General features: G+C 74.1%; 7 protein-coding genes. 2 read left to right on the top strand and 5 right to left on the bottom strand.

All coding sequences use genetic code 11. The features are described 5' to 3' along the window. Positions 1-2 precede the first annotated feature (2 nt). The 4 genes from DEJ47_RS18045 to DEJ47_RS18030 form a co-directional block, all read right to left on the bottom strand. Positions 3-1,349, bottom strand: a complete 1,347-nt coding sequence (locus DEJ47_RS18045) for a PrsW family intramembrane metalloprotease (protein WP_150169610.1) — start codon at positions 1,347-1,349, stop codon at positions 3-5. 56 nt (positions 1,350-1,405) lie between these two features. After that, the gene (gene trmB, locus DEJ47_RS18040; RefSeq protein WP_150169608.1) at positions 1,406-2,254 is read right to left on the bottom strand and encodes a tRNA (guanosine(46)-N7)-methyltransferase TrmB; all 849 of its coding nucleotides are present in this window, start codon (positions 2,252-2,254) and stop codon (positions 1,406-1,408) included. A gap of 166 nt (positions 2,255-2,420) precedes the next feature. After that, on the bottom strand, positions 2,421-3,644 hold the full coding sequence (gene lhgO, locus DEJ47_RS18035; protein ID WP_150169606.1) for an L-2-hydroxyglutarate oxidase: 1,224 nt from the start codon (positions 3,642-3,644) through the stop codon (positions 2,421-2,423). Between the two features lie 92 nt (positions 3,645-3,736). Continuing rightward, positions 3,737-5,185 (bottom strand): MFS transporter, encoded by a 1,449-nt coding sequence (locus tag DEJ47_RS18030; protein WP_150169604.1) that lies wholly within the window; start codon positions 5,183-5,185, stop codon positions 3,737-3,739. A gap of 896 nt (positions 5,186-6,081) precedes the next feature. Here DEJ47_RS18030 and DEJ47_RS18025 point away from each other — a divergent pair. Together DEJ47_RS18025 and DEJ47_RS18020 are read left to right on the top strand one after the other, a co-directional pair. Next, entirely contained in the window at positions 6,082-8,166 is a 2,085-nt protein-coding gene (locus tag DEJ47_RS18025) for an asparagine synthase-related protein (RefSeq protein WP_150175716.1), read from the top strand. A gap of 103 nt (positions 8,167-8,269) precedes the next feature. Next, positions 8,270-11,716, top strand: coding sequence for an AfsR/SARP family transcriptional regulator (locus DEJ47_RS18020; RefSeq protein WP_150169602.1), 3,447 nt, complete (start codon positions 8,270-8,272; stop codon positions 11,714-11,716). 7 nt (positions 11,717-11,723) lie between these two features. On the opposite strand, the gene DEJ47_RS18015 is transcribed toward DEJ47_RS18020, so the two are convergent. Further along, the gene (locus DEJ47_RS18015; RefSeq protein ID WP_150169600.1) at positions 11,724-13,622 is read right to left on the bottom strand and encodes a sigma-70 family RNA polymerase sigma factor; all 1,899 of its coding nucleotides are present in this window, start codon (positions 13,620-13,622) and stop codon (positions 11,724-11,726) included. Positions 13,623-13,698: the final 76 nt, after the last annotated feature.

Genomic DNA, 13,698 nt, shown 5'->3' with positions numbered 1-13,698 from the left:
CCCTAGGGGCGGTAGGGGTTGTACGTCGTCGGGTAGCCGTGGGCCGGGTGGGGCCGCGGGGGCCAGCCGTACACCCCTGGTGTCCCCGGGGGTGCCCCGTACATCCCGTAGGGCGGCATGGGGGGCATGACCGGGGCCGTCGCCTGTGCCGCGTACGCGAGGGCGGGGCGGGCCGGTTCGCGGCGCTCCCACAGCTTCTCGAGGAGTTCCCGCTCGCGTACGACGAAGTCGGCACCGGCCCGTCCGCGGCGGCCCCGGTTGCGCAGGAACGCGAGGGACGTCGCGTACATCTGGTACTCCGCGACCGTGCGGGCCGCGGGCTTTCCCCAGGTGTACGCGGCGTAGTCGCGGGCCAGTGAGCGGGCGCGCATCGAGCCGAGCGCGAACGGTTCGGGCGGGGTGAGCCAGCCCGCCGCCGCGTACACGGGCAACACGTCGCGGATCATGCGGAGCTCGCGCTGGCGGGTCCAGATGGCCAGCCAGGTCAGCAGGCCGAACGCCGGGAGCATGACCAGGGCGTACACGGTGAAGAACCCGAACTGCCCGAAGACGGCGGAGCCGTTCCACAGGGCGTGCATGCCCATCGCGAGGAGCAGCCCGGTGAGTGGGAGCAGCACGCGGCGCACGACCTGCCGTTCGGCCGAGAGCGCGGCGATGCCGAAGCCGATGCCGGTCAGGACCGTGAAGAGCGGGTGGGCGAACGGCGACATGACGACGCGCACGAAGAAGGTCGCGGCGGTCACGGAGGCGAGGCCGCTCTCACGGCTGAGCTGGTCGGTGACGAAGGCGTTGCCCAGATAGAGGATGTTCTCGGTGAACGCGAATCCGGTCGCGGTCACCCCGGCTATGACGACGCCGTCGACGATGCCGGTGAAGTCGCGTCTGCGGAAGAGGAAGACGAGGAGCACGGCGGCGGCCTTCGCGCTCTCCTCGACGACCGGGGCGACGACGGTCGCGCCGATGTTGTCCGCGCCGCTGGGGTCGGCGGTCGCGGTGGCTATCCAGCGGATCGCGAAGCTGTTCGCCACGATCGCGACGAGAGCGGCGGCGCAGGCGCCCCAGGAGAAGGAGAAGATCAGGTTCCGCCAGGGGCCCGGTGCCACGCGGTCCAGCCAGCGGAACGCGGCGACGAGGAGCGGTACCGGCACGGTCGCCAGGCCGAGCCCGACGAGGAAGCCCTCGGTGCCGGTCTGCTCCCTGACCAGGGCCAGGATCACCAGGCCGGAGAGTGCGAGGAGGGTGACGAGCGCGGCGACGCGTATCGCTCGCCGCTGCCACCAGCGGACACGGAGGAGCTCCCTCGGGGCGGGCGCCTCGGGGGGTATCGGATACGGGGAACCGGTGGCCACGTGGTCGACCCTAACGAGGGATGGGGGTGGCCGCGACGGTGCCTCGGTCCTGTGCCTCAGTCCTGGGCGGCCGCCGTGGGCGCCGCGGTCGTCCGGCCGACGCGTCGGAACAGCAGGTCGTGGACGACGTGGCCCTTGTCCAGGCCCTGGCCCTCGAAGCGGGTGCGGGGGCGGAAGGCGGGGCGCGGCGCGTATCCGCCGTCGGGCTGCGTGTTCTCGAAGTCGGGGTGCGCGGTGAGCACCTCGAGCATCTGCTCGGCGTACGGCTCCCAGTCGGTCGCGCAGTGCAGCAGCGCGCCGGGCTTGAGGGAGGGTGCGGCGAGGCTGAGGAACTCGGGCTGGATGAGGCGACGCTTGTGGTGGCGGGCCTTGGGCCAGGGATCCGGGAAGTAGACGCGCAGTCCGTCCAGGCACTGGGGCGGCAGCATCTCCCGCAGCAGGATGATGGCGTCCCCGTTGGCGACGCGGACGTTGTCGAGGCCCTTGCGCTCGGCGAGGCCGAGGAGGTTGCCCTGGCCCGGGGTGTGCACGTCGACGGCGAGGATGCCGGTGTCCGGGTCGGCCGCGGCCATCTCGGCGGTGGCCTCACCCATGCCGAAGCCGATCTCCAGGACGACGGGCAGGTCGGGGCGCGGCCCCCGCTCGTCGCCGAACAGCTCGGCGAGGTCGAGGGTGCGGAGCCCGTCGATGTCCAGCCCCCACGTGGGCCAGAGGCGCCGCAGGGCGTCCCCCTGGCTGGTGGTCACCCGGCTCCGCCGGGGCTGGAAACTACGGATCCGCCGCTCATGATGCGACCCGGCGGGATCGGGCGAGGGCCCCCCGGGAAACCGAGGAGCCGCGGTGACCCGCCCCTTGGACCCTGCGGAAGCGTCGGGAGCGTCGGCGTTACGAGATGAGTCAGACACAGTGCCCCAATTTTACGCACCGCCCCACTGGACATCGGCCGTGAGAAGGACTGGGCCAGGGCCGCGGGGAACTGCGCGAGCAACCCGGGCGGACCCGCAGCCGGACGGAGGGACAAGTGGACCCCGGGTCACCCCGGGACCGGCCCCCCGGAGAAGGGGGGGGGACTCAGTCGCCCTCCGCCACCCGCAACGCGGAAACCGCCCGACGGGCCACTTCCCTGCCGATCGGCAGAGACGCCGTCGCAGCCGGCGAGGGAGCGTTCAGGACGTGCACCGCCCGCGCCCCCTCACGTATGAGGAAGTCGTCGACCAGCGTCCCGTCCCGCAGCACCGCCTGCGCCCGCACCCCCGCAGGCGCGGCCACAAGATCATCGGCCCGAACCGCGGGCAGCAGCCTCCGCACCGCCTCGGTGAACGCGGACTTGGACGCGGACCGCCGCAGCTCCCCCGCCCCGTACCGCCAGTGCCGCCGCGCCATGTGCCAGGACCCGGGCCAGCCGAGCGTCCCGGCGAGCTCGCGGGGCCGGACGACCGACCACCCGTATCCCTCCCGCGCCAGCGCGGGCACCGCGTTCGGCCCCACGTGGACGCCGCCGTCGATGCCCCGTGTGAGGTGGACGCCGAGGAAGGGGAACGCCGGATCGGGCACGGGATAGACGAGGCCCCGCACCAGCTCGGGCCTGGCCAGCTCGAAGTACTCCCCCCGGAACGGCACGATCCGCATTCCGGGGTCGTCCCCCGTGAGCCGCGCGATCCCGTCGCAGTGGAGCCCCGCGCAGTTCACGAGGACCTTGCCGCGCACGACGGACCCGTCGGCCGTGCGGACGGCGACGCCCCGGTCGGCCCGGCGGTCGATCCGGACGACCTCGCCCCGCGCGCCGTACCGGATCTCCGCCCCGGACGCTTCGGCGAGCCGCGCGGCCACCGCGCCGTAGTCACATGTCCCGGTCGTGCCGACATGGATCGCGGCGAGTCCGCGGACCTCCGGTTCGTACTCGGTGATCTGCGCGGGCCCCAGCTCGCGCACCGGAATGCCGTTCTCCCTGCCGCGCTGCACGAGCGCGTGCAGGCGCGGCAGCTCGTCCCGCTCGGTGGCGACGATGAGCTTGCCGGTGACCTCGTGCGCGACGCCGTACTCCGCGCAGAACTTGACCATCTCGGCGGCGCCACGGACCGCGTACCGCGCCTTGAGGGAGCCGGGGCGGTAGTAGATCCCGCTGTGGATCACACCGCTGTTGCGGCCCGTCTGGTGCCGTGCGGGCCCCGTCTCCTTCTCGAGCACCGTGACCCGCGTGCCGGGAGTGGTGCGCGTGAGGGCATACGCCGTCGCGAGCCCGACGATCCCCCCGCCGATCACCAGCACGTCGCAGTCGTACGCGACCTTCTTCACCGCGCCTCACCTCCCACCACAGATACTGCCCTGCGCCACTGACAACGCCGCCAAACCTCGGACGCCGGTTCGAGCACGACCGTGTGGCGGGACTACGCCGGAGCCATCAGCAGAGGCCGTGCCCGCTCCCGCAGCTCGACCACCCGCGGCTCGTCCCCGTACGGTTCGAGCCGGTGCAGCAGGTCCTTCACGTACTCCGTGGTCCTCGCGGACGAGATCCGCCCGGCGACCTCGAGCGCCCGCGTCCCCTGCTCGCACGCCGCGTCGAGGTTCCCGGACTCCAGCTCGGCGACGGCCGACACCACCAGCCGCAATCCGTGCGAGCGCACGAATTCCTCCGTGGGCCGGGACAGTGCCTGCTCCGTGAAACGCCGCACCTGCCGCGGTGCCTTCAGGTCGCGGTAGCACTCGGCGGCGTCGGCGGCGAAGCGGTCGTACGAGTAGAAGCCGAGCCAGGACGGGTCGTTGTCACCGTCACGGGCCCGCTCCAGCCAGCCCTCGGCGGCCCGCAGCGCCGCCCCCGCGGCCTGCGCGTCGTTGGCACGCGCGTGTGCCCGTGCCTCGACGAGCCGGAAGAAGCTCATCGTGCGGGCGGTCGCCAGGCCCCTGTTCCGCTCCAGCGCGGCCTGCGCGAGGTCGACTCCCTCGTCGCCGAAGCCCCGGTAGGTCGCCTGGAGGGACATGGACGCCAGGACGTATCCCCCGAGGGGGACGTCCGCCGCCGCGCGCGCGAGCCGCAGCGCCTGGATGTAGTAGCGCTGGGCGGCCTCCTGCTGGCCCGTGTCGAAGGCCATCCATCCGGCGAGGCGCGTCAGCTCGGCGGAGGCTCCGAAGAGGGCACGTCCGACCTCGTCGGAGTACGAGCCGAGGAGCAGCGGTGCCGCCTCGACCCGCAGGCACTCGGGGACCATCGAGGAGCGCCAGTCGCCGCCGCCGTACTTGGAGTCCCAGCGGCGCGCGTCCTCGGCGGCCTCCCGCAGCTTCAGTACGTCGCTGTGGCCGACCTTCATCGGCGCGCCGCCGTCGTCGGTGTGCACGGTGTCGCGGGGCACCTCGCGCGTGACGTCACGCGCGACGGAGCTGTCCGCGGGGGTTATCAGCCAGCGCGAGGCGGGCGTCGCGTAGGCACTGACGGCGAAGGAGCCCGCCAGGGACTGCCAGATGCCGCCGCTGCCGGCGCGCCGGCCCGCCAGGTCGAGCCGGTACAGCTCGGTCGCGGACTTCACCGCCGCACCCACGTCGCGCGGGAAGGCGAGACCCACCTCAGGAGCGGGGTCGGCGTCCGCGAGGCCGATCTCGTGCAGGGGCACGGGGCGGCCCAGCTTCTGGCCGATGGCCGCGGCGATCAGGTGGGGGGCGGCGCCCTGCGGCACCATGCCCTTGGACACCCAGCGGGCCACCGACGTCTTGTCGTAACGGAGCGTCAACCCGCGTTGGGCGCCGAGGTCGTTGACCCGGCGGGCGAGTCCCGCATTGCTGATTCCCGCGAGGGCGAGAACGGTGCCGAGTTTTTCGTTCGGCCCGCGTTGCTCCCTGGACATGCGCCACCCCTCGACACAGACGGCTGCCGGGCAGTGGCTGGACCGCGCACGGCATTCGTGCCGTGTTCCCCGGGGGCGGTGGCCGGAAAGTCGGCCGCAAGCGCGTTTGGCCGATCCTCCAGGTATATGCCTCCGCGAAAACAACAGCACACACAGCGTAGTTCGCCGCATCCCAAGCGTTAAGAGCCCCAGTTCCGGATGGCGAGATTGTTGTCCGTACGTAGGTGCCTCGGCGGCGATGTGTGCTCCCGCTGTGTGGCCGTGCGCCCGTGTGTGCGCTCTTCTCCGGCCATGACGGCAGGGCTTCCATTGGCGATGCGTGGGTCGGCCCGCTGCGCTGGAGTCAGTGGGCTGGGGGACACCGCCGCCTCCATCCCCGCGGGCGGCGGACCGGTCCGGGAGGCGAACACCGCCTCCCGGGCTGTGTGTTGCCTTCGAACGGTTCCCTCCCGGGGCCGCGCCAGGCCGATTTGGCCGAAAAGCACCCGTGTACAGAATCCGACATTCCGCCCATGGCGGTGGTGTGCGCATGTGTCGGAGCGCGGTGTGCGCGTGTGTTCGAGTCCGGCGTACGCCTGCGCCCGGGTGCGGCGCACGCGTGCGCCTGTGACGGTTGCACGCGCCGAGCGCACAAGCTCGCACAGGCCGTGCGCGGGAAGTGCGCGCGGTCGCCCGGACGCTCTCCGGGCCCTCCCGGGAGCCTCAATAAGAAGCAGGGCACCGTTCTGCTCTCAACTACCGCTCACCTGGGGCGCATTCCAGGGGGCGCAAGCCGTTCCGCGGACCTTCCCGCACGCCTCCTTCGTGGCAGCATGGGACCCCAGTTCTTCGGTGTACTGGTCGGCCGTGCCCGGCGGCGCTTCGCCGACGGCCGTCCACAGCCTGTGGAGGAAGCGATGCGGTGGTTGGTGGGGTGGAGCAGTACCACCGCGAGATCCTCGGCGGTGGGCTCGGCCGGGGCCACCGGGGACGACGGCCGGACCGTCCATCCCGTGGGTTCCCAGCTCCTGTGGGGCGACCCGGACCCCCTCTGGGCGGTCGGCGACTGGCGGGCCGACGAAGTACGGACAGTGACGGCCGACGAGCAGACCCGCATCGCGGTCCTCGGCACGTGCGGCGCCTCCGACGAGGAACTCAGGGTCGGCCTCCTCGCCGCACGCGGCGGCGCCCTGCGCCATCTGACCGCCTGGTCCGGCAGCTACACGGCGGTCGTCCAGGTCGGCCGCCGCATCATGATCGCCGGCGATCTCGCGGGCGCTCGCCCCGTCTTCTACACCCCCTGGGCCGACGGCACGGCCTACGGAACCGCCGCCCTGCCGCTCGCCGACCTCATCGAGGCGCACCTGGACATCGGCCACCTCGCGGCGCTGCTCGCCGCCCCCGACGTCCCCGAGGCGCTGCACGACTCGACCCCGTACCAGGGCGTGCGGCGCGTACCGCCGGGGCACGCGCTGATCCTGCGCGCGGGCGCACGGGAGATCGCCGGGTACGAACCGGTGGCCTCGCTGGCGGTCGCCGCGGCGCCCACCGACCCCGACAGCGCGGTGGACGGCGTACGCGAAGCCCTCATCGACGCGGTACGCGCCCGCCTCACCGCACCCCGTCACGTACCCGGCACGGACATGGACCCCGGCCCGGTGCCCGGCATGGGGCCCGCCGAACGGCGCGCGGCCCGCGGCATGCCGGTGCCCGGCATCGGAGCCGACCTCTCCGGAGGACCCGCCTCGGGAACCCTCGCCCTCCTCGCGGCCGGTCTGCCCGGCATGCCCGGCACGGTGCTCGGCCACGGCACCGGAGCGGGGGAACGCCTCCTCGCCGTCACCTTCAACGACCTGGCCGTCAACGGCAGGGAGGCCGAACTGGAGCGGGCCGGCGCCATCGCCGCCAACCCGCGCCTGCACCACGTGGTCGTCGCGGCGGGCGAGGACGCGCTGCCGTACGCCGATCTGGACGGACCCCTGACGGACGAACCGAGCGCCGTCCTGGTGGCCGCCCAGCGCCACCGCGCCCGGCTCTCGTCGGGCAGCGCCGACCACTTCACCGGCCACGGCGCCCGGCAGGTCCTCGACGCACACCCGGCCCGCCTCGCCGACCTCCTGATGGACCGCAGACGACGCCACATGGTGCGGCCCGTCGCGGCGCTGGCGAAGGCCGACGGCTCCGTGCTGGTCCCCGCGCGCGTGTACGGCGCCGCCCGCAAGCTCGCCCGCATGCCGCACCGCGCGGGCGTCGAATCGCTCGCCGAGCGCCTGCTGCAGCGCCGCTTCGACGAACCCGGCGGAGCCGTGGGGGCATCGCTCGCCGCCCTCACGTGGGCCAGGCCCGGACCCGCCGCGCGCTGGCTGACCGGCGAGGCCCTCGCTGAAGTATCGGTTCGTCTCCAGGACACCACCATGCGTCCCGGCGGTCCGGGACAACGGCCAGGCGAGTTCCGCGCGCGGGCCGCGCTCGCCCGGCACGCCGCGGACCTGCGGGTCCTGGAACAGGCGGCCGAGGTGCGGTTCCAGCGCCTGCACGCACCCTTCCTGGACAACCAGGTCGTCCGTGCCTGCCGTGCGCTCCCCGAGGCGCTGCGCGTGCAGCCCGGTGCGCGGGCCTCCATCCTGCGCACCGTCCTCGAAGGCGCCGGGGTCGCCGAACTGCCCCCCGGCTGGGGCGCCCCCTCCCACGCCTCGAACGCGGCGGCCGCCCGTACGGGGCTCCGCATGGCCGTCGACGACCTCATCGCCCTCTTCGACACCCCGCTGCTCGCCCAGGCGGGTCTGGTCGAGGCCCGCGTGGTCCGCAAGGCCCTGCGCTCGGCCGCCGAAGGAGCACCTCTTCCGCTGGACGGCCTGGCCGACCTGGTCTCCACCGAACTGTGGCTGCGACGGCTCCTGTCGCGAAGAGGAACGTGCTGGACCGGGACTCCAGCACGGCAACGAGCTGTTCCTACGGGGACTGTGGTTCCGCAGAGGGGAGCCCTAGGAGCGGGGCGGTAGCGGAATAGGGGGCACAGGGGTCGCGGGCCGGCGGAGGGCCCGACGACGCGCGCCCCAAAAGAAACCACGCGCCCTCGCGCACCCGGACGGGGAGAATGACCAGGTGCGGTACCGAATCCTGGGCGCCACCGAGGCGTACGACGACCAAGGCGCCCCTCTGTCCGTAGGGGGCCAGCGGCTGCGTGCCCTGCTCGCCGCCCTCGCGCTCCAGGCGAACCGCACGGCGACCGTCGGCACGCTCATCGAAGAGGTGTGGGCCGGAGATCCGCCCGCCGACGCCCCCGCCGCCCTCCAGGCCCTGGTGGGCCGCCTGCGCCGGGCCGTCGGCAAGGACGCCGTCGTGTCCGCCCCCGGCGGATACCGCCTCGCCGTCGCCCCCGACGACGTCGACCTGCACCGCTTCGAGCGCCTCGCACGCGAGGGCAGGGCCGCGCTGGACCGCGGCGACCCGGCCCCGGCCGCCCGCACCCTGCGCGACGCGCTCGCCCTGTGGCGCGGCCCCGCCCTCGCCGACCTGCCCGACCGCACCACCGCGGCCCGCCCCGAGGCGCAGCGCGCCGAGGCCGTCCGCGCACGGATCGAGGCGGACCTCGCCCTCGGCCGCGCCCCCGAGGTCGTACCGGAACTCCGCGAGCTGACCTCCGCCCAGCCCTACGACGAGGCACTGCGCGCCCTGCTGATCCGCGCCCTGCGCGACGCCGGCCGCGGAGCCGACGCGCTGGCCGCGTACGAGGAGGGGCGCCGCGCCCTCGCCGAGGGCCTCGGCACCGACCCCGGTCCGGAACTGCGCGCGCTGCACGCGGAGTTGCTCGCCGGCCCGGACCTGCCCCGGCGGGATCCGGCGGGACAGGGGCGGCAGCCGGTGACTCAGGGACAACGGTGGGCGGGCCAGGGACAGCGGTCGGCGAGCGCGGGCCCCAACCCTGCGGGTCAGGGCCGGAAGCCTGCGGGTCTGGGCCAGAACCTTGCGGGTCCGGGTCAGGGCCTTGCGGGTCCCGGTCAGGGTCCTGCGGGTCAGGCCCAAGGCGAACCGGCACGGCGACCGCCGGAAGACCAGCAGCCACCCCAGCCCCAGCGGGCGGGACGAGCCGACCAGCACGGCAACATCCGCACCCGCCTGACCTCTTTCGTCGGCCGGGAACCCGAACTCGAAGCCATCCGTTCAGACTTGCGAGGAGCCCGCCTCGTCACCCTCACCGGACCGGGCGGCTCCGGCAAGACCCGCCTCGCCGAGGAAGCCGCCGCCGGGCATCCGCAGGCATGGCTGGCCGAGCTCGCCCCGCTCGACCACCCCGAGGCGGTGCCCGGCGCTGTCGTCAGCGCGCTCGACCTGCGCGAGACCGTCCTGATGACCAGCGAACTGACCACCTCGCAGGACGACCCGGTCGCCCTGCTCGTCGAGTACTGCGCGCCGCGCAGCCTGCTCCTGCTCCTTGACAACTGCGAACACGTGATCGGTGCCGCCGCCGAGCTCGCCGAGACCCTCCTCACGCACTGCCCGGGTCTCACCATCCTCGCCACCAGCCGCGAACCCCTGGGCGTGCCCGGTGAGGCGGTCCGCCCCGTGGAGCCGCTCCCGCCCGACCCCGCGCACCGCCTGTTCACCGAGCGGGCCGTCGCGGTGCGGCCCGGCTTCGACCCGGCGGCGGACGCCGACGCCGTCGCCGAGATCTGCCGCCGTCTCGACGGACTGCCGCTCGCCATCGAACTGGCCGCCGCCCGCCTGCGGATGCTCACCCCGCGCCAGATCGCCGACCGCCTCGACGACCGCTTCCGCCTCCTGACCAGCGGCAGCCGCACGGTCCTGCCCCGCCAGCAGACCCTGCGGGCCGTCGTCGACTGGTCCTGGGAGCTCCTCGACGAGGCCGAGCGTGCCGTGCTGCGCGAGGCGTCCGTCTTCGCGGGCAGCTGGGACCTCCCGGCCGCCGAGGCCGTGTGCACCGCGCCCGCCACCGACCTCATCGGCGCACTCGTCGACAAGTCCCTGGTCGTCGCCGTGCCGTCCGCGGGCCCCGGCGGCGGCATGCGCTACCGCCTCCTGGAGACCATCCACGAGTACGCCACCGAGCGCGCCGCCGAGACCCCCGCCCTGCTCGCCGCCGCCGAGGCCCGCCACTCCGCGTACTTCAGGGACCTCGTCGCCCGCGCCGAGCCACTGCTCCGCTCCGCGGAGCAACTGCCGTGGATCAGCCGCCTGGAGACGGACCTCGACAACATCCGGGCCGCACTGCAGCGCACCGCCGCGACCGGCGACAAGGCCGGCGCGATCGACATGGCCCTGAACACCGGCTGGTTCTGGTGGCTGCGCAACTACCGCAGGGAGGGCGCCGACTGGATGGCCCGCGTCCTGGAACTCGCGCCGCCCGGCCTCCCCGCCGAGGACGACCCGCTCTACTGGCCGTGGATGCGGCTCAAGCTGCTGCACCTGTGCCTGGTCGCGGAGTCCAGGCCCGCGGACTCACCGGCCCACCACGAGGAGTGGGCCGACCCGGCGCTCGTCGAGGGCCTGCGCGCCGCCTTCTCGCAGCCCGTGCCCGAGACGGCGCGCTTCCCCGGGCTGCTCTGGCCGTTCACCATCTTCTTCACCGGCGGCACCCACGAGGACGCGCTGGCCCCGCTGAACCGGACGGTCGAGAACTGCCGTCGCCACGGCGAGGACTGGGACCTCGGCGTCACCCTCATGTTCCGCACGCACATGGCCGTCGACATGCCCGGCAACCTCTCCGGCGTCGACGAGGACCTGGCCGAGCTGCGGGAGCTGAGCCGCCGGGTCGGCGACCGCTGGATGCGCGCCCAGGTGTGCAGCGCGGCGGGCGAGGCGGCCATGGCCCGCAGCAACCACGAGGAGGCCCGCGTCGAGTACGAGGAAGCACTGCGCCTCGCCTATGAAGTGGGCGCTTTCGCGGAGTCCTCGTTCCTGCTCGCCCGGCTCGCCGAGGTCGCCTACCGCGAGGGCGACCGGGACGCGGCGAAGAAGGTGCTCGACGAGGCACGCCAGGAGGCCGACCGGTACGGGGTGACGGACTCACGCGCCTTCGTACGGCTCCTCGGGGCGCTGCTCGCCCTGGACGAGGGGGACGTCGGCACGGCCCGCGCACTGTGCGAGGCCTCGCGGGCCGAGTCCGAGTACGGCACGCCGCCGCCACAGTTCAGCGTCGCCCTCAGCGGCATGGAGGCGCGCATCGCCGCCGCCGAGTGCGGCCCCGCCGCGGGGCTGCCTCTCGTCACCGGCGCGGTGCGCGAGGCCGTGGAGTCCCGCTGCTCCGAAGTGATCGTGGCGTCGCTGGTGGACGGCGCCGCGGTGCTGCTCGCCGACCTCGGCGACCACGCGCGCGCGACGCGGGTCCTCGCCGCCGCCACCGCCCTGCGCAACGGCAATGTGCGGCCCCACCCGGAGGCCGTGCAGGCGGACCGCGTGGAGCGTGCGGCCATGGCGGCGCTCGGACGGGACGTGTACGAGCGGGAGCGCGCGGCGGGCACCGCGCTGGTGCCGGACGAGGTGCTGACGGAGCTGGAACGCGCGACCGCGGCAGCGGACGACCAGCGGTGATGGACGCCTAGCGGCACGTCATCCGTGACTGCGCCCAGTCCGCGAGCGCCGTCGTGTCGAACGGCGTGTGCGGTTCGACGACGAGCCTGACCGTTTTGCGACCGGACAGGTTCACACGCACCGGCACCGCCGGGTCGCCGCCCTTGACCAGCGGGGACTGCCACAACCGCGCCCCGTCCCCGTATACGGAGAAGCGCACCCTGCCGAGGCCCAGCGTCATGTCGTCGACGCCGACGACCGCGTCGTACGTGGAGCAGCTGCGGTTCAGGTCGATGGTGACGGAGGACCGGCCGTGGACGGTCACGCCGTGCGAGTACCGCTTGTCACCGACCGACAGGCCCCAGCGCTGCCACACCCAGCTGCTCTCGGTGAGCCGCATCTCGGGTTTGGTGCCGTCGCCGGTGAGGCCGTAGGCGAGCTCGTTCCACTGGTAGACCCTGGGGGCCGGTGGCGGCGGGGGCGGCGGCTTCGGGGTCGGCTTCGGCGGAGTGGGCCTGGGCTTCGGAGGGGGCGGGGGTGTGGGCTTCGGCTCGGGCTTCTCCTCGGCGGGAGGTTTCGGCTTCGGCGTGGGGGTGGGCGTGGGCTTCGGGGTCGGCTTCGGCGCGGGGGGCGACGGCTTCGGCTCGGCCTTCGGCTTCTCGGGCGGCGGCTTCTGCGGCACGACCGACTCGGAGACCACGGGTTCCTTGGACGGAGGCGGGTCCGCCGCCTTCGGCTTGCCGCCCCCTCCGGTGAGGGCGATCGCCGCGACGACCCCGGCCGCCACGACGACGCCCGCCGCGATACCGGCCTTCGCGGGCGCGCCGAGCCCCTCGGAAGCGGCGGCACCGCCCGCCGCGGATCCACCCGTCGATCCGCCCGCCGCGGCCGCACCCGCGGCCCCCGCCGCGCCCGCTCCGACGGTGCCGCCGCCGACGAGCGCGGCCACCTTCGCGTACCCGGCGGCACCGAACCAGCCGATGACGGCGATCGGCACGACCGCGGGAATCCCGCTCGCGACGTCCTCGATCTGCCCGGCGGCCAGCCGGCACTTCGCGCACTCCTCCAAGTGCTTGCGCAGGCCACGCTCGGCGCGGGTGCGCAGGCCGCCGCGCGCGTAGGCACCGAGCCGGTCGGCGTAGCGCGCGCACTCCTCGCTCTCGGTGAGCGTGGCGCTGACATGTGCCTGCAGATAGGCCTGTTTGAGACCCTCGCGGGCCCGGCTCGCGAGCACGCGCGTGCCGTTCGCGTCGAGGCCGAAGAGCGTGGCGACGTCGCTGGGCGACTCGTCCTCGACCTCCGTGTGCCACAGCACGGCCTGCCAGCGCTCCGGCAGGCTCCGGAAGGCCTGCATGGCCATCGACTGCTCGGCCTCGTGCATCGCGCGGACGTCCGCGCCCAGATCCAGACCCGCTCCGAAGGAGCCGACGGACGCCGTGTCGTCGGAGACCTCCGTGCCCCGCGCGGCCTGCGCGGCGAACACCGCGAAGTCGTCGACCAGGTGCTCGCGCTTCGCCGACTTCGTCCACCCGGCGGCGACCCGGCGCACGGTGGTGAGCAGATAGGCGCGCACGGCGTGCTCGGGGCCGCTGCCGCCGCGCACCGCCTGCAGCATGCGGGCGAACACCTCGGCGGTGAGGTCGTCGGCGGTGTGGGCGTCGCGGCAGCAGGTGCGGGCGTAGCGGCGCACGGCCTCGGCGTGACGGCGGTACAGCTCCTCGTACGCCGAGTCGTCGCCGGAGCGCATCCGGGCGATCAGGTCGGCGTCGGACACCGGCCCTTCGACGCCTCCGGGAACCGGGGCACCCGTGCCGCCCTCGCGCTGCGGAGGCACGCTCGGACCTGCCGCGTCGGCCGCGCTGACGGGACCTCCCGCACCGCTGCCGGGACCGTCCTGGGATGCCTCGTCCCGACCGTCAACACTCATCGCGGAACGCCCCCGGTTGCACACTCAGACCCGACCACCGGGAAAGCGTGCCACACGGGTGTGCCGCGGCCGAGAG

Source organism: Streptomyces venezuelae (assembly GCF_008642355.1).
Taxonomy (GTDB): Bacteria; Actinomycetota; Actinomycetes; order Streptomycetales; family Streptomycetaceae; genus Streptomyces; species Streptomyces venezuelae_B.
The sequence above is the reverse complement of the archived record's forward strand: the minus strand, read 5'-3'. Positions and strand labels throughout refer to the sequence as shown.

Coding starts and splice junctions, on each gene's coding strand:
- DEJ47_RS18030 (WP_150169604.1), bottom strand. CDS start 5,185: ATGTCCAGGGAGCAACGCGGGCCGAACGAAAAACTCGGCACCGTTCTC.
- DEJ47_RS18025 (WP_150175716.1), top strand. CDS start 6,082: ATGCGGTGGTTGGTGGGGTGGAGCAGTACCACCGCGAGATCCTCGGCG.
- DEJ47_RS18015 (WP_150169600.1), bottom strand. CDS start 13,622: ATGAGTGTTGACGGTCGGGACGAGGCATCCCAGGACGGTCCCGGCAGC.